Source organism: Arthrobacter sp. efr-133-TYG-120 (assembly GCF_030209785.1).
Taxonomy (GTDB): Bacteria; Actinomycetota; Actinomycetes; order Actinomycetales; family Micrococcaceae; genus Arthrobacter.
Window position 1 is genome coordinate 78928 of record NZ_JARVRI010000002.1, and the last position, 16384, is coordinate 95311.

Genomic DNA, 16384 nt, shown 5'->3' on the forward strand with positions numbered 1-16384 from the left:
AAGGAGCTGACCCAGGGCGGCAAGCAGCCCTGCAACCAGGACCCAAGCAATGAACCAGGCAAAGGCGGGATCCGGGAGCCTCTTCCGGTCCCGCCTTGGGCTCGTCCGGGCTCCCGTAGCGGTGGCCTGCCTCGTGGCCCTGTTGCTGAGCGCCTGTACAGGGAGTGCCCCCGGACCGGGGCCTACCCAAGGCAACGGACCCGAGTTAATTCGGAAGCTTGACCTGAATCTGACAATTCCGTGGTCGATCGTGTTCCTCGACGACGGTACTGCCGTCATCTCCGAACGCGACACCAAGCTGATCAAATCGGTCCGGAACGATCGGGCCACGACGGTAGGCGAGGTTCCCGGCGTCGTACCCGGGGGCGAAGGCGGGCTGCTGGGGCTGGCGCTCTCCCCGACGTTCGCCAGCGACCGCCTGCTCTATGCCTACTTCACCGCTGAATCGGACAACCGGATTTCGCGCATCCGGCTGGAGCAGGCCGCAGACGGGCGGTTGAGCCTCGGCACACCCGAAGTCATCTTCACCGGCATTCCCAAAGCCGGCACCCACAACGGCGGGCGCATCCGCTTCGGTCCCGACGGGTTCCTCTACGTCGGCACGGGAGACGCGCAGCACCCGGAGCAAGCACAGGACCGCACTGCGCTTGGCGGGAAGATCCTGAGGCTTACCCCGGAGGGAAAGCCGGCACCGGGCAACCCGTTCGGCAATCCCGTTTACAGCTACGGACACCGCAATGTGCAGGGTTTGGCTTGGGACAGTGACGGCAGGTTGTGGGCGAGTGAATTCGGACCCGACGTCAACGACGAACTCAACCTCATCGAAGCGGGCGGCAACTACGGTTGGCCACAAGTGACCGGTGCGCCCGGCCGCGCCGGTTACATCGACGCCAAGGTGGTCTGGCCGTCGACGGCGGATGCCTCACCGAGCGGTCTGGAAATCGTGAACGGAACGGCGTTCACGTGCGCGCTGCGCGGTCAGCGTTTGTGGACCGTACCGCTGCGCGGAGAAACGGCGGGGAATCCCGTGGCGTACCTCACGGCCCAGTACGGACGGCTGAGGGACGTTTCGCTAGCGCCGGACGGCACACTGTGGGTCCTCAGCAACAACCAAAACCCCGACTTTGCACTGCTCCTGAAGCCTCCCCGCCAGTGACGCGCAGGAGGCCCGGGCCGATTTCACACTTCGGCAAGTGTCGTGTAGAGTTACATGTCGTTGCGGAGATCAACGAGGGAAGAAAAGCCCTCAGCCGATCGAAATCGACAAATGCACCTCTAGCTCAATTGGCAGAGCAATTGACTCTTAATCAATGGGTTCCGGGTTCAAGTCCCGGGGGGTGCACCAAAGGGAAGGACCCTTGAGCGGCAGTTGCCGCTCAAGGGTTATTTCTTTGCGTTGCGAGCAACAAACAATTGCACCTCTAGCTCAATTGGCAGAGCAATTGACTCTTAATCAATGGGTTCCGGGTTCAAGTCCCGGGGGGTGCACCAAAGGGAAGATCCCTGGATGGCTGAATGGCCGTCCAGGGATCTTTTTTATTTTCCCCCGGACTCGGCCCGGAGCCGCTTCCGCCCGGACCTGCGGAGGCCTAGTTGGAGGGCTCGCCCGGCGCCACAGCTGAATCCGCTGCGGCCACAATGTCGTTCACGACTGCCGAGGAATGATTGTTTGCCAGTTCGCGTACAAGCGACTGGAGCTCCCGCCGCAGTTTGGCGGTGTCCACGGGCACGGGTGCAAGCACTTCGCGTTCCAGCTGCGTGGCGAGTCCGAGGGTGCGCTCCCCCGCCTCGGTCAAACTGACCACTTGGCTACGGCGGTCGGACACGCTGCGTGCACGGCTGACGTGGCCGTGTGCCTCCAGCCTGGTGAGCGTCTTCCCCATTGTCTGCGCCTGAACCCGGACGATCTGTGCGAGCATCGACTGGGTGGTCGGTCCGTTGACGGCAAGTACTTCCATGACAATGACCCCGGCATGGGTCAGGTCCATACCGCGCAGTTTCTCGTTCCAGGCATGCTCCACGAGTCGCGCGGCCGTGGAGAGCAGGCGCCCAGTGGGCCACCGTTCCATATCAGGCATAAGGGCCAGTATATAGACCGCTGCGCGCGGAGCAGGACCGGGGTTCAATTCGTGAAGCGGCCAGCCGATCACTAAGCTGAGTGATCGCGAACGCTAGCAAGGAGCACAAATGGCTGAACGACTCATTCCAGGCGACATTGCCCCGGACTTCACCCTCAAGGACCACGCGGGCCGCGAGGTCAGCCTGGCGTCGCACCGTGGCCGCAATACAGTCATCTATTTCTACCCCGCGGCTTCCACCCCGGCATGCGCCAAGCAGGCCTGCGACTTCCGCGATTCCCTCGCAACCCTCCAGGCCGCCGGTTACGAGGTTCTTGGCATCTCTCCGGACACCGTGAAGGATCTGGAGAAGTTTGTGGCCGAAGAATCATTGACCTTTCCACTGCTGTCCGACGAGGGGCACCACGTGGCTGAGGCCTATGCGGCGTGGGGCGAAAAGAAGAACTACGGGCGCACCTACCAAGGGCTGATCCGCTCAACGATCGTGGTGGACCCCGACGGCAAGGTGGCCTTGGCCCAGTACAACGTGCGGGCCACCGGCCATGTCGCCAAACTCCGCAGGGACCTCAAACTCGACAAGTAGCCACCGCATCGCCGCATAGGCGCGGCTGGAATGGGTGGCGCGAAACCGCGGGTACAATGGAGGCCGGTAGAAGACCGGGGCGGCAATCCCTGAATCCCGGTCCGGAGACCAACACCAGCGCGAGTGGTGAAATTGGCAGACACGCAGGATTTAGGTTCCTGTGCCTTCGGGCGTGGGGGTTCAAGTCCCCCCTTGCGCACATTCAGGAAGTGCCCCGGTCCTTGGCCGGGGCACTTCCAGTTTCCAGCCGGGACTCAGGGCCCTGAACTAGACTGGACCGCGGTCCGGCTGCCGCGGGCCCCAAGCCCGTCCAACTGCCTTGAGGGGACAAGAGTGGTAAGCAGCAAGCTTCGCCGAGTCACGCTACAAATCGGCGCAGGCCTTCTGGCCCTGGCCTTGACCTCGTGCACGGTAAGTCCTGGACCGGCACCGTCAGCCTCGGCCGCGGGCAGCACCAAGGCAGAGCCGAGCAAGACCTTCAACTTCGGCACCCCGTCGATGCCGCTTGGGCTCGATCCCGCCGTGACGAACGACTCCGAGTCCTATCGCGTGACCCGGCAAGTGATGGAAGGCCTTGTGGGGGTCGACGCGTCCACCGGCCAACCAACTCCCCTGCTTGCCACCTCTTGGTCACAAGGGAACGACGGACTCAGCTACGACTTCACGTTGCGGTCGAAAGTCACCTTCCACGATGGCACCGTCTTTGACGCCGCCGCCGTCTGCAGCAACTTCAACCGTTGGTTCAATTTCCCGGCGACCGTGCGTCAGCAGGCACCGGGCATCGCATTCAAGAGCGTCTTCAAATCCTTCGCGGACGACGCTTCGCTTTCGCTCTTCAAGAACTGCAAGGTCATCTCCCCCGATCACGTCCAAATCAACCTGGCCAAGCCCTTCACAGGCTTCCTTCAGGCTTTGACCCTGCCGGCGTTCGCGATGTCCTCCCCGAAAGCAATGGCCGACGGCAAGGCCGACGTCCTGGACAAGAAGCTGTCAGGCCAGCCGGCGTCAGCCTATGCCTCCCACCCCGTGGGCACGGGACCTTACGTTTTCTCCTCCTGGAGCCAGGACCGCATTACGCTGACCAGCTACAAGGGCTACTGGGGCGACCGGGGAGAGATAGCCACGGTCAACTTCATTCCGTTCGACTATCCGCAGGCCCGGCTCCAGGCCTTGCTCGCTGGAACCATCGACGGATACGACCTTGTTACCGCCGGCACCTTCGACCAACTGGTCAAGAAGGGCATGCAAATCGTCCAACGGGATCCGTTCTCCGTGATGTACCTGGGGATGAACGAGTCCGTGGCGCCCCTCCAGAACCTTGGCGTGCGGCAGGCAATAGAGATGGCCATCGACAAAGACACCCTTATCCACAAGTTCTTCATCGACAACACCTCACCTGCGACCCAGTTTGTTCCCCCCAAGCTGAGCGGCTTCAACAACAACGCACCGTCCTTGGGATACGACCCGGACAAGGCCAAGCAACTCCTCGCCAAGTCGGGCTACAAAGGCGAGGAGCTCAAGTTCTACTACCCGCTCAATGTCACGCGCGCCTACCTTCCCACTCCGGAGAAGATCTACGCGGAGATCAGCGCGGAGCTCACCGCCATCGGACTGAACATCAAGCCGGTGCCCGTGAACTGGGACGACGGCTACCTCCAGAAGGTCCAATCACCCGGTGACCATGCGCTGCATTTGCTCGGCTGGAATGGCGCCTACTCGGACCCGGACAACTTCGTTGGAACCCTCTTCGGTGAAAACAACGGTGAGTTCGGCTACAGCGATCCCCAAGTCTTCTCAAAGATCGACCGGGCCCGGGGACTCCCCGACGGCGCTGACCGCAACTCGCAGTACCAGACCATCAATGCGCAGATCGCTGCCACCGTCCCGGCGGTACCCATCGCCTTCCCGATCTCGGCTTTGGCCCTTTCCGACCGCGTCGAGAAGTACCCGGCATCGCCTGTCTTAAACGAAGTTTTTACAAACGTTCGCCTGAAGTCTTGACGTCCCGCCGCAATTTCAGTTATGTGCCCACGCGGGGATATTCTGTGACAGCCAGTGCCGCCGCTATCGGAGATAGATCGTGACCTTCATTTCCAAGACACACCACGCTGACGTCGTCCTTATTGGGGGCGGGATCATGAGCGCAACCCTGGGGGCGTTCATCAAGCAACTCGAACCCAGCTGGACCATCTCCCTTTTTGAGCGACTCGACGAAGCCGGCCTGGAAAGCTCCGGACCGTGGAACAACGCGGGAACCGGGCACGCAGCGCTCTGTGAGCTTAATTACTCGCCCGCAGCCAAGGACGGCTCGGTAGACCCGTCCAAGGCCCTCCACATCAACGAGCAGTTCCAGCTCTCCCGGCAGTTCTGGTCCCACCTCGTGGACAACAAATTGATCGGCTCCCCGAAGGGATTCATCAACACCGTCCCGCATATGAGCTTCGTCATCGGCGACAAGCACGCAGACTTCCTCAAGACCCGCTACGAGGCACTCAAGCCCAACACGCTCTTCCGCAGCATGGAATACACGGAAGACCAGGCACAGATCGCCAAGTGGGCTCCGCTGATCGTCAAGGGCCGCGACGCCAAGCAGCGCGTTGCCGCCACCCGCGCCGCTGAAGGCACCGACGTCGACTTCGGCGCCTTGACCCGCGAACTGACCGGCTACCTCGCCGCGAACGGCGTTGAAGTCAACTATGGCCACGACGTCACCAATGTGAGCAAAGCCTCCGACGGCGGCTGGGACCTTTCACTCAAGTACCCCGCTTCCGGCGAACACAGCCGGATCCACGCCAAGTTCGTCTTCGTCGGCGCGGGCGGCGGAGCACTCCACCTGCTCCAGGCATCGGGCATCCCGGAAAGCAAGGGCTACGGCGGTTTCCCGGTATCCGGACAGTTCTTCCGCTGCACCGACGAGGCCATCGCCAGCCAGCACAGCGCCAAGGTGTACGGCCAGGCCTCCGTCGGCGCCCCGCCCATGTCCGTGCCGCACCTTGATACCCGCTACGTCGGCGGCAAGCGTTCCCTGCTTTTCGGCCCGTACGCCGGCTTCTCCACCAACTTCCTCAAGACGAGCAGCTATCTTGACCTTCCGCTGTCCATCCGCCCGAGCAACATCATCCCGATGCTGGCCGTGGCCAAGGACAACATGGACTTGACCGCGTACTTGATCAAGGAAGTGGCCAAGCGCCACGACGCCAAGGTGGAGTCCCTTCGCGAGTACTACCCCCAGGCCGACGGCGGCAACTGGGAGCTCATCACAGCAGGCCAGCGGGTTCAGATTATCAAGAAGGACTCCAAGAAGGGCGGCGTGCTGCAGTTCGGCACCGAGGTCATCACGGCCCGTGACGGATCCATCGGAGCACTGCTCGGCGCCTCCCCCGGCGCCTCGACCGCCGTCCCCATCATGATCGAGATGCTCCAGCGGTCCTTCCCGAAGAACTTCAAAGGCTGGCAGTCCAAGCTCAAGGAAATGATGCCGGGCTACGGCGTCATTCTAAACGACAATCCCGACCTTGCGGCCGAGCTGGAAGCGAGCACTGCCCGTTCGCTCCAGCTCGAGCCCGCCGACGCCGTCCAGCACTAGCAACCGTCCGGGCTGCGGCCGGTTCACGACAAGAGACAGACCGTAGATCCCAGGAGACAGTGCAATGTTCCGTCTGGCAAAGCTTTCACTGGCGAACAGGGCACTGATCGCGCTGATCACCGTCTTCGCGGCGGTGTTCGGCGTGATCACCATGTCGTCCCTCAAGCAGGAACTCATTCCCTCGATCGAGTTCCCGCAGATCTCGGTGATCACGGCGATGCCGGGCGCGTCGCCGGAAGTTGTCGACAAGCAGCTCAGCCGCCCGCTCGAAGCAGCACTGAACAGCGTCGAGGGCCTGGAATCGACCACGTCGACATCGCGGAACGGTGTTTCGCAGATCTCCATGGTGTTCACCTACGGTTCGAACCTGGACCGCGCGCGCAACCAGATCGACCGCGCCATCTCCAACGCCAAGCGTGTGCTGCCGGCCGACGTCGAGCCCCGATCCTTTGCCGGCAGCATCAGCGACTTCCCGATCGTGTACCTGGCGGTGTCTTCGGACAAGCCTCTCAGCGAGCTGAACACGGACCTGCAGCGATTGAGCGTTCCCCGGCTCCAGAAACTGGACGGGGTCCGCAGCGCTGACGTGACAGGCGGGGCCACCCAACACATCCTGATCCAGCCCAAAGCCCAAGCCATGGCCGCGAGCGGCGCCACCGTCCAGTCGCTCACGAACGCCCTCAAGAACAACGGGACCCTGGTCCCGGCAGGAACCATCGAGGACCAGGGCAAGACCCTTTCCCTGCAAATCGGCAGCCCGGTGGACTCCCTCGACGTCATCAAGGGCTTGCCGCTCACCGGCGCCAAGGGCGGAACCACCATCGGCTCCGTTGCCGACGTGAGCATCAAGGACGACGCCGCAACCTCGATTACCCGGACCAACGGGAAGCCGACGCTGGCCCTGTCCATCACGAAAAAGCCCGACGGCGATACCGTTGCCATTTCGCACGCCGTGAAGGATTCCATTGCCCAGATGGAAGCCGAACTCGGCTCCAATGCGCACTTCACGCCAGTGTTCGACCAAGCCCCATACATCGAAAAGTCCATCAAGGACCTCACGACGGAAGGCCTTCTTGGGCTGGGCTTCGCGGTAGCGGTCATCCTCGTGTTCCTGATGTCCGTACGCTCAACGCTCGTGACGGCGGTCTCCATTCCGTTGTCGCTCCTGATCACGTTCATCGGAATATCGGCGACCCACTACTCGCTCAACATCCTCACCCTCGGCGCGTTGACCATCGCGATCGGCCGCGTGGTGGATGACTCGATCGTGGTGATCGAGAACATCAAACGGCACCTCAGCTACGGCGAGCACAAGCTCGGGGCCATCCTCAATTCGATCCGCGAAGTTGCCGGCGCCATCACAGCGTCCACCCTCACCACGGTTGCCGTGTTCCTGCCGATCGCCTTTGTGGGCAACCTGGCTGGCGAGCTGTTCAGGCCCTTCGCCCTGACGGTGACCATCGCCCTGTTGTCCTCGTTGCTCGTCTCCCTCACCATCGTTCCGGTCCTGGCTTACTGGTTCCTCAAGTCGCCGTCGCCGGCTTCGGCTGCGGAGGACGCCCGTATCGCCGAGGCCGCCCGATCCAAGGCGCACGAGGCGGAGCAACGCAGCCGCCTGCAGCGCGGCTACTTGCCCATCCTGGCCAAGTCCCAGAAGCACCCGGTCATCACGATCGTCGCTGCTGTGCTGGTCTTGGGCGGGACTGCTGCCATGTCTCCCCTACTCGCTACCGACTTGCTGGGTAACTCCGGCCAAAACAGCATGACCGTCCGGCAGGTCCTTCCTGCCGGCACCAGCTTGGAACAGACCGGCGCCGCCGCCGCCCAGGTGGAATCGGTCCTCCGCGGGATAGACGGCATCAAGGACGTCCAGGTCACGTCAGGCAACGCCCAAACGGGATTCGCCGCGCTCACCTCGAGCGGCGCTTCCAACTCGACGTTCACCGTGGTGACTGACGATAAGGCTGACCAGCAGAAATTGCAGGACACGGTCCGGTCCCGGCTCGCCAGTGCCTCGGCTCCCGGGAAGGTCACTGTCGGTGCACAGCAAGGCGGGCTGGGCACCTCTTCCAGCGTCGACATCACTATCAACGCCGCCAACTCGGCGGATCTCAAGACCGCAAGCGACGCCGTGGCGAAGGCCATGGACGGCGTGCCCGGGAGTGCCGAGGTAGCCACCAACCTGGATGCCAGCCAGTCCGTAGTCCAGGTGAAGGTAGATCGCGCCAAGGCCGTCGCCGCCGGGCTGAACGAGGAACAAGTCGCCGGGGTCCTCGCGTCCACGGTCAGCCCGATCCCCGCAGGCACCGTCCGTATCGACACCACGGACTTCCCGGTGCAGATCGGCGAAGGCACGCACTTCACCAGCATCTCCGATGTCAGGGCCATCAATCTCCCGACGCCGGCCGGGCCCGTTCCGCTGTCGAGCATCGCGTCCGTGGATCAAGTTGACACCCCGGTCTCCATCACGAGCAGCAACGGCCAGCGGAGCGCGAAGGTGACCGTCACGCCGTCGGGCTCCAACCTTGGAGCCGTCAGCACGGCAGTCAGTGACCGGCTGGCCTCGGTGCAGCTCCCGGCAGGCGTTACCGCCACCATCGGCGGCGCCACGACGCAGCAGGCCGACTCCTTCCGACAGCTCGGGCTCGCGCTCCTGGCCGCCGTCGCCATTGTGTATGTCATCATGGTGGCCGCGTTCAAGTCCCTCATCCAGCCCCTCATCCTGCTCGTGTCCGTGCCTTTTGCGGCGACGGGCGCCATCGCTCTGCTCCTGGTCACGGGCGTTCCGCTGGGACTGCCTTCCCTGATCGGCATGCTCATGTTGGTGGGAATCGTCGTGACCAATGCGATCGTCCTGATCGACCTCATCAACCAGTACCGCAAACCACACGATGGCAGCCCCGGAATGAGCGTGGCAGACGCCATCACCCACGGAGCCAGGCAGCGGCTACGCCCGATCCTCATGACGGCGCTTGCTACCGTCTTCGCCCTGACACCCATGGCTTTGGGCCTCACGGGCGGCGGCGGGTTCATTTCCCGGCCGCTGGCGGTTGTGGTCATCGGCGGCCTCGTTTCGTCCACGGCGTTGACGCTCGTCCTGGTGCCCGTCCTTTACAAACTGGTCGAAGGCCGGCGGGAGAAGAAAGCGCTCCTCAAGGCACTCACGCAACGCCCCGACGTCGCGCAGGACGGGGTCGCGGGCCACGGCGACGGCGACCACCTGGACTGGACCACCGGAATGATTCCCAAAGTCTCCGGCCGCCGATCCGCCTCCAGCCCCGCCGAGTAGGGCGACACGCCGGGAACAAAATGATGCCTCACCCTGTTGCAGGCAGTGATACATGCAAATGCATCTATTTTGGGATAGACTGTTGGCAGAGTCCGGACACCAAATCGGGCAGGCAGAAAGGCACATCATGGAGATCGGCGTATTCAGCGTCAGCGACATCACCACTGACCCCACCACGGGCCACACCCCCACGGAGAACGAGCGCATCAAGGCCGCCGTGGCGATCGCCAAGAAGGTCGAAGAGATCGGCATGGACGTCTATGCGATCGGCGAGCACCACAACCGCCCCTTCTTCTCATCGTCCCCCACCACCACGCTGGCGTACATCGCAGCGCAGACTGAACGCATCACGCTGTCAACGTCCACCACGCTGATCACCACGAACGATCCCGTCAAGATCGCCGAAGACTTCGCGATGCTCCAGCACCTGGCGGATGGACGCGTGGACCTCATCATGGGCCGCGGCAACACCGCCCCCGTCTACCCCTGGTTCGGCAAGAACATCCAGGACGGGATCGAGCTCGCCATCGAGAACTATTCCCTGCTGCGCAAGCTCTGGGATGAAGACACCGTCAACTGGAGCGGCAAGTTCCGTACCCCGCTGCAGAACTTCACCTCCACGCCCCGCCCGCTCGACGGCGTCGCGCCCTTCGTCTGGCATGGCTCCATCCGCAGCCCGCAGATCGCGGAACTTGCCGCCTACTACGGCGACGGCTTCTTCGCCAACAACATCTTCTGGCCCAAGGAGCACTACCAGCAGCTGATCGGCCTGTACCGCGAGCGCTATGAGCACTACGGCCACGGCAACGCAGACCAAGCCATCGTCGGCCTCGGCGGGCAGTTCTTCATGCGCAAGAATTCCCAGGATGCCGTGAAGGAGTTCCGCCCCTACTTCGACAATGCACCGGTGTACGGCCACGGGCCCTCGCTCGAGGACTTCACGTCCCAGACACCGCTGACCGTCGGCAGTCCGCAGGAAGTCATCGAAAAGACCCTGACTTTCCGCGAATACTTCGGCGACTACCAGCGCCAGCTGTTCCTCGTGGACCATGCGGGCCTCCCGCTCAAGACCGTCCTGGAACAACTGGACCTCTTCGGCGAGGAAGTCCTGCCCGTCCTGCGCAAGGAATTCGAGGACCGCAAGCCGGCCCACGTGCCCGACGCACCCACCCATGCATCCCGGGTGGCAGCGTCCGTGATCGCCTCGGCCAGCGAGGCGGTTGCCGATTCCGCCGGGCGGACCCCGTGACCACCGCCGCGCCCACCTCGTCGTCCGTGCGCCTCGCCGCCGAAACCTGGGAGTCCTTGTTCCGCTCCCAGGTGGCGGTGATGCGCCGCCTCCAGGCCGGGCAGGCGTTCAAGAAGCTGCCCATCAAGGAGTATGACGTCCTGTTCACTCTTTCCCGTTGCCCCACGGGCAAGCTGCGGCTGAACGAGATCAACGATCACGTCCTGCTCAGCCAGTCCAGCCTGAGCCGGCTGGTTGACAGGTTGGAGAAGCGCGGGCTCGTGGAGCGCAGCATCGCTCCCGACGACGGACGCGGCATCCTACTGGGGCTTACCGCGGCCGGGCAGGAGCTGCAGAAGGAGATCGGGCGGGAGCACGTCCGCGACATCGCCGAACTTGTGGCTCCGGCTTTGACTGCCGAGGAGCAGCGTGAGCTCCTTCGCCTGACGGAAAAGCTGCAAGCGTTCGTCGCACACAAGCAGCCCCGCGAAGGCTAGCGGAGGACGACGAGCTTTGCCGGATCCTCATCCGGCAGCTCGTCGGCCACCACCGCGGTGACTTTCAGGCTCTTCAATGACAGGCTGCCGCCCACCGTGGACAGAAACGCAGTGTCCGAGGAATCGCGTCCGGCCGTGATGCGCAGCATGGACTCGCGCGGGGCCAAGCCGGTGGGATCGATCACGTACCACGTTCCGTCGATGTGGGCCTCAGCCACGGCGTGGAAGTCCATGGGGCTCAGTCCGGGCGCGTACACCGCCGCAAGCCGGGAGGGGATGTCCTTGGAACGCAGGAGGGCAATGGCAAGGTGGGCGAAGTCCCGGCAAACCCCTTTGCGATGCAGGAGCGTCTCCACCGCTCCATCCGTCCCGCGCGAGGAACCACTGACGTAGCGGAGCTCGTCGTGGACCCAATTCCGGACTGCCTGCAACAGTTCTTCGCCGTGGAGCCCGCCGAACTCGGCGTACGACGTCGGAAGGAGCCGATCGGACTCGGCATAACGGCTGGGCCGCACGTAGCGGATGAGTTCCATACGGGAGGACTCATCCGGGGCACCCAAGCCCTCCACCGAGGCACGGTAATCAACCGTTACCTCGCTGGGTTCCTCGAACTCCATGTACTGGAAGCGTCCGCCGTGATGGTCCCTCAACTCAGTGAACGGAACAGCTTCGCCCTCCACCGTGACGGACAGCTCTTCGGTCAACGAGTCATAGCCCGGATTGCTGGCCACGGCGATTGCCATGGCCACTTTGGTGTTGGCGACGGTTTTGAAAACGAGCTGGGCAGCAACGTTGCGTTCCATGGATCTCCGGAGTGTTGCGGCTGGACAACCCAGTAATTGGGCAGAGTTGGCGCCGACGAATGTCTATCAACCTTGGTTCTACAGATTGACCTTCAGAGACAATAGCATCCGCTGGACGTTGGCGAATTCCGAGCTCTGGTCAACGTACTTGGCGGCCTGGTCCAAGGTGTCGAAGGACTTCGCTGGAGCAACTACTTCATCCGTGGCGAAGGCATGCACGGCTTGCATGTCCCCGAAGTAGTAGTTGCCCTTTCCTGCAGGTCCCACCACAAGGTTCCGCAGTTGGCAGGCCTGCCCATCGGTTCCGGCTACCAGGTTGGTGATGCCGTACGAACCGAAGAATTTATAGCCCTGGATGACCCGGAACACCACGTGCGGGGGGATCGTGGAATCACCGTCGGCATGGGGCAGGTCAATAGGCACGCTGCTGACCACGACGTAAGGACGCTTGGCGGCCGGATTGCAGTCAGCCGGACTCGCCGAGGGCAGCCCGGTGTGAAGGGTCGCCAGGTACCCTCCCTTGGCGTCTTTGACCTCGATCTTCAGGGCGCCCGGCATGGAACCGGCGTCGGGCGTGACCGATTGCGCAATCCAGTCACTCGGAAGATCGAAGCTGACCTTCTTGGCCGCATCCGAGTACGTTTTCCACGCCGCGGCAGTCGCCCCCGCCGTCGCGGTGCTTCCTGCGGAAGGGCTGGCACTGGAACCGCCCGACGGCGCGGCTGTGCTTGGGCCCGACGGCGTTGCGCTCCCGGGAGCCGCACTGCTGGACCCGGCTGTCCAGACGGCGCCGCCCTTGCCCTCGGAACTACAGCCGGTGGCGGCGACCACAATGAGCGCACCGAGGACGGCGACTGAAAACTTCAACGGGATCCGCTTTGCTCTCATGCGCACCAGCCTAGCGGCGCCGAGCCGCTGCCCGTCCCTCCGGATCGGCGTTTCGCGCCTGCAAACCCAGCCGATGCCCTACTACGGGCCGCCGCTTCGGCCCGCGCGGTAGGACTAGGCTGGACGCATGGCTCCCGATCTGCTCGATGAGGACGAAAACAGTGTGGCGGACATTTCCGCCGTGGACATCGCAGACTGGCGTTTGCGCACGTTCGCCTTGTACGACGACGTCCGCAAGATCGCGATGGACGACCCCTTCCAAGCCCACGTGTACTGGCGCCAGGAACGGGACCGCATGTTCGGTACCCACCCGGCCTCGGCGCTGACTCCCGCCAGCAAGCAGGCTTTTTCGGGCTTGCGCACCGCGGACTACGATCCCCGGTTCCGCCGCTATGCCGCCCTTTCGCCGGAAGGCGCGGGCCAGGAGATGAACGTCCAGACCGGGACCGACGGCGTGGTGCCGTTTGTCCGCCTCGGCACCTTCGACCTCGACGAGCTCGGCTCGCTGGCCGTGTGGCGCCTGCGCAGCTACGGCGGCGGCATCTTCGTGCCTTTCCGCGACGCCACGGCCGGCAAACCCGGAGGAAGCTACGGCGCCGGCCGCTACTTGCTGGACACCATCAAGGGAGCCTTCCACGGCCTTCGAGGATCCGGGCAACAGGACTTCGTGCTCGACTTCAATTTCGCCTACAACCCATCCTGCGCCTACAACGAGGCCTGGGCCTGCCCCTTGGCCGGGCCCGCGAATCGCCTGGCCGCGGATATCCCCGTGGGCGAGCTCTACTTGCCCGTCTAAACCTGCCGCCTTAAGAGGTTCAAGGACGTAGGATGTCTTCATGACTTCCTCACGTGCACGCCGGATCGCCCGCGTCCGCCCGCTCTCCCCCACCTCACCGGACGAACAGTTCTTCGTAGCGAACGACGCCGCCGACTTCGCTTCCGCGGAAGGCCGGAGCTGGACGGTGGTGGACAGTCCGTTCCCCGGCTCGCCGGCAAATAGCAGCAGCGCAGGGCGGCCAGGTTGGGTTGCAGGCTCTCGTGTCTCCGAGGATGTGTTCACGTTCCTGGCGCCGTCTGTTCCCGCCAACGTCTTCGGCATGGCGCACAACACCGGCCAGCCAGGCCGGGACTTGCCTGCGCAGGCGTTCCACAAGGCCGCCACAAGCGTCATCGGACCAGGCGACGCCATCGAACTCGCCTCCGGCGTCGGATACGTGGACCCCGAAGCGGAACTGACCGTCGTCGTCGGGCGCAAAGTCCGCGGACTCACACTCGACAACGCGCGCGACGCCATCCTCGGTTTCACGATCGGCAACGACGTCTCGGCGCGGGACCTGCAGAAGACCGACGACTTGTGGATCAGCGCGAAAAGCCAGGACACGTTTACCCCTGCGGGACCGTGGATCGTCACTGACCTCGATGACAGTGATCTTTCGATCGGCATCGTGCACAACGGCAGGGAATTGCGGACGGCCAGCACCGCCGACCTCGGATGGAAAGTGGACGAGATCCTTGTCTACCTCACGTCGTTCATGACTTTGCACCCCGGAGACCTGGTCCTCACCGGCTTCCCCGCCGAGTGTGCCAGGATCGCGCCAGGAGACCTTGTGAGCTGCCGCATTGAGGGCATCGGAGAGCTCACCAACCCCGTCATCGCAGCAACTTGGGAGAAAATTCCCAGCTTGATATGACAGGCTTGAGCAATGGAGCCTCCTGCCGTGCCGGCAATTGAGACGCGGCAGACGTCCCTTTCCAGGCCAAATACAAGCAAGCGCCGCAAAGGCGTGCTGCGCTATCCGGTGGTCAGGCAGCTCATCCGTTTCACCGGCGTCGGGATCATCTGCACCGTCACCTCGCTGGCACTGTACGCGCTGTTCAGGCCGTGGTTGGGACCCCAACCTGCCAACGCCGCAGCGCTGATCATCACCTCGCTCATGAACACGGCCCTGAACCGTCGGCTGACCTTCAAGATCAGCGGCAACCGGAAGAGGACGCGGGACCACTTGAACGGGTTGATCGTGATCGCCGTGGCGCTGGTCATCACGGGCGGGAGCCTGGGCGTGCTGCATGCGTTCCGGCCCGAGGCAACCCTCGAGGAGGACCTCTGGACCACCACGCTGTCCGGATTCGTCGCGACGGCCGCGCGGTTCACGATGCTGCGGCACTGGATTTTCCGCCGGGCCCGCCACGTTTGACTCCCAACTGACTCGCATTTGTTGTCGTTTTGAGGGCTCAGAACGACAACAAATGCGAGTTACTTGGGGTGGGGACCGTCAGCGGCGGCCGAGCCCCTGGACGCTCCCGACGGCGGCAGCCACGGCTTCCGCGGCTTGGTCCAGTTCCGCTGACGTCACCGTGGAGTCGAAGCTGAAACGCACAGCTGTGTGGGCCACCTCGGGCTCGATTCCCAAGGCCAGCAGGACCGGAGAGGGGGCGTCGGATCCAGCGGCGCACGCCGATCCGCTGGAGCACACCACCCCAAGCCGCTCAAGCTCAAGCAATACCGACTCCCCGCTGGTGCCGGGGAAACAGAAAGACGCGACGGACGGTAAGCGTTGCGAGGGGTGGCCGGTCAACACGGCACCAGGCACAGCCTCGAGGACAGCGCGGATGAAGGCATCCCGCAACTCCGTGACACGTCCGGCAAGTCCGGACTGCCCGGCATGGGCAAGAGTCATTGCGGTGGCCAGCGCGACGGCTCCCGCCACGTTTTCGGTCCCGGAGCGCCTGCCCCGCTCCTGTCCGCCGCCATGGACGAGCGGTTCAAGTCTCAGCCTGCCCTTGGCATAGAGCACGCCGCTGCCCTTCGGTGCGCCGAGCTTATGGCCTGAGATACTCAGCGCGTCGACCCCCAGTTCTTTGACGCCAATCGGGAGCCAGCCCGCAGCCTGGACGGCGTCCGTGTGAAACGGCACACCATGTTCCGCGGCAACCTCGGCAAGTTGCCGCACGGGCTGCACGGTCCCGATCTCGTTATTCGCATACATGATGCTGACGAGGGCCGTCTCCGGGCTCAGCGCGGCCCGGAGCGCCTCAACCGTCACCACACCGTTCCGGTCCACGGGGACCACGTCCACCTCGAACCCGTGGACGCGTTGCAGGTAGAGCGCGGATTCCTCGACGGCAGGGTGCTCGATAGCGCTGATGACAACGCGGTTCAGGGCAGGATCCGCCGCACGTCTCGCGAGGGCAATTCCTTTCACCGCCAGGTTGTCCGCCTCGGTGCCGCCGGACGTGAAGGTGATCTCCCCCGGCCGGCAGCCCAGAGCCTTCGCTACCGCCGCGCGTGCCCCGGACAACGCGTTCGCGGCTGCTTCGCCGAGGTTGTGATGGCTTGAGGGATTGCCGAACTCCCCCGTCAGATACGGCCACATGGCTTCGAGGACTTCCCTGCGGACCGGTGTGGTCGCCGCGGCGTCGAGGAAGATCATG

Annotated in this window: 14 protein-coding genes and 3 tRNA genes; 13 read left to right on the top strand and 4 right to left on the bottom strand. The window is 63.8% G+C overall.

All coding sequences use genetic code 11. The features are described 5' to 3' along the window. Window positions 1-49 precede the first annotated feature (49 nt). From QRN51_RS01605 to QRN51_RS01615, 3 genes are all read left to right on the top strand, one after another. Window positions 50-1156, top strand: a complete 1107-nt coding sequence (locus QRN51_RS01605; RefSeq protein WP_284988365.1) for a PQQ-dependent sugar dehydrogenase — start codon at window positions 50-52, stop codon at window positions 1154-1156. Between the two features lie 113 nt (window positions 1157-1269). Beyond that, window positions 1270-1345: transfer RNA gene (locus QRN51_RS01610), tRNA-Lys, on the top strand. Window positions 1346-1415: 70 nt separating this feature from the next. Then, window positions 1416-1491 (top strand) — tRNA-Lys (locus tag QRN51_RS01615). A gap of 98 nt (window positions 1492-1589) precedes the next feature. On the opposite strand, the gene QRN51_RS01620 is transcribed toward QRN51_RS01615, so the two are convergent. Further along, a complete protein-coding gene (locus QRN51_RS01620) occupies window positions 1590-2078 on the bottom strand; it encodes a MarR family winged helix-turn-helix transcriptional regulator (RefSeq protein WP_084784340.1) in 489 nt (162 codons plus the stop codon). A gap of 109 nt (window positions 2079-2187) precedes the next feature. Here QRN51_RS01620 and bcp point away from each other — a divergent pair, with 109 nt between their 5' ends. The 7 genes from bcp (at window position 2188) to QRN51_RS01655 (ending at window position 11261) form a co-directional block, all read left to right on the top strand. Further along, complete coding sequence (gene bcp, locus QRN51_RS01625; RefSeq protein ID WP_284988366.1) at window positions 2188-2661, top strand: thioredoxin-dependent thiol peroxidase; 474 nt, start codon at window positions 2188-2190, stop codon at window positions 2659-2661. Window positions 2662-2778: 117 nt separating this feature from the next. After that, window positions 2779-2860, top strand: a tRNA-Leu gene (locus tag QRN51_RS01630). 134 nt (window positions 2861-2994) lie between these two features. Then, window positions 2995-4662: an ABC transporter substrate-binding protein gene (locus QRN51_RS01635; protein ID WP_284988367.1), complete on the top strand. Its 1668-nt coding sequence runs from the start codon at window positions 2995-2997 to the stop codon at window positions 4660-4662. 79 nt (window positions 4663-4741) lie between these two features. Further along, the gene (locus tag QRN51_RS01640) at window positions 4742-6247 is read left to right on the top strand and encodes a malate:quinone oxidoreductase (RefSeq protein WP_284988368.1); all 1506 of its coding nucleotides are present in this window, start codon (window positions 4742-4744) and stop codon (window positions 6245-6247) included. Between the two features lie 64 nt (window positions 6248-6311). Then, complete coding sequence (locus tag QRN51_RS01645; RefSeq protein ID WP_284988369.1) at window positions 6312-9536, top strand: efflux RND transporter permease subunit; 3225 nt, start codon at window positions 6312-6314, stop codon at window positions 9534-9536. A gap of 127 nt (window positions 9537-9663) precedes the next feature. Then, complete coding sequence (locus QRN51_RS01650; RefSeq protein WP_059387638.1) at window positions 9664-10785, top strand: LLM class flavin-dependent oxidoreductase; 1122 nt, start codon at window positions 9664-9666, stop codon at window positions 10783-10785. Then, window positions 10782-11261, top strand: a complete 480-nt coding sequence (locus QRN51_RS01655; protein ID WP_059387637.1) for a MarR family winged helix-turn-helix transcriptional regulator — start codon at window positions 10782-10784, stop codon at window positions 11259-11261. The genes QRN51_RS01650 and QRN51_RS01655 overlap by 4 nt, the downstream gene beginning before the upstream one ends. Here QRN51_RS01655 and QRN51_RS01660 read toward each other — a convergent pair. After that, a complete protein-coding gene (locus tag QRN51_RS01660) occupies window positions 11258-12064 on the bottom strand; it encodes a transglutaminase-like domain-containing protein (RefSeq protein ID WP_284988370.1) in 807 nt (268 codons plus the stop codon). The genes QRN51_RS01655 and QRN51_RS01660 overlap by 4 nt on opposite strands. Window positions 12065-12142: 78 nt before the next feature. Next, window positions 12143-12952, bottom strand: coding sequence for a hypothetical protein (locus QRN51_RS01665; protein ID WP_284988371.1), 810 nt, complete (start codon window positions 12950-12952; stop codon window positions 12143-12145). A gap of 127 nt (window positions 12953-13079) precedes the next feature. Here QRN51_RS01665 and QRN51_RS01670 point away from each other — a divergent pair, with 127 nt between their 5' ends. Genes QRN51_RS01670 through QRN51_RS01680 form a run of 3 tightly spaced genes read left to right on the top strand, consistent with a single transcriptional unit; the run spans window position 13080 to window position 15147 of the window. Next, window positions 13080-13748: a DUF1684 domain-containing protein gene (locus tag QRN51_RS01670; RefSeq protein ID WP_284988372.1), complete on the top strand. Its 669-nt coding sequence runs from the start codon at window positions 13080-13082 to the stop codon at window positions 13746-13748. A 40-nt stretch (window positions 13749-13788) separates the two neighbouring features. Continuing rightward, window positions 13789-14643: a fumarylacetoacetate hydrolase family protein gene (locus QRN51_RS01675; protein WP_284988373.1), complete on the top strand. Its 855-nt coding sequence runs from the start codon at window positions 13789-13791 to the stop codon at window positions 14641-14643. Between the two features lie 12 nt (window positions 14644-14655). Further along, the gene (locus tag QRN51_RS01680) at window positions 14656-15147 is read left to right on the top strand and encodes a GtrA family protein (protein ID WP_502870838.1); all 492 of its coding nucleotides are present in this window, start codon (window positions 14656-14658) and stop codon (window positions 15145-15147) included. A 78-nt stretch (window positions 15148-15225) separates the two neighbouring features. On the opposite strand, the gene QRN51_RS01685 is transcribed toward QRN51_RS01680, so the two are convergent. Further along, on the bottom strand, window positions 15226-16383 hold the full coding sequence (locus tag QRN51_RS01685; protein WP_284988375.1) for a cysteine desulfurase family protein: 1158 nt from the start codon (window positions 16381-16383) through the stop codon (window positions 15226-15228). Between the last annotated feature and the right edge of the window lies 1 nt (window position 16384).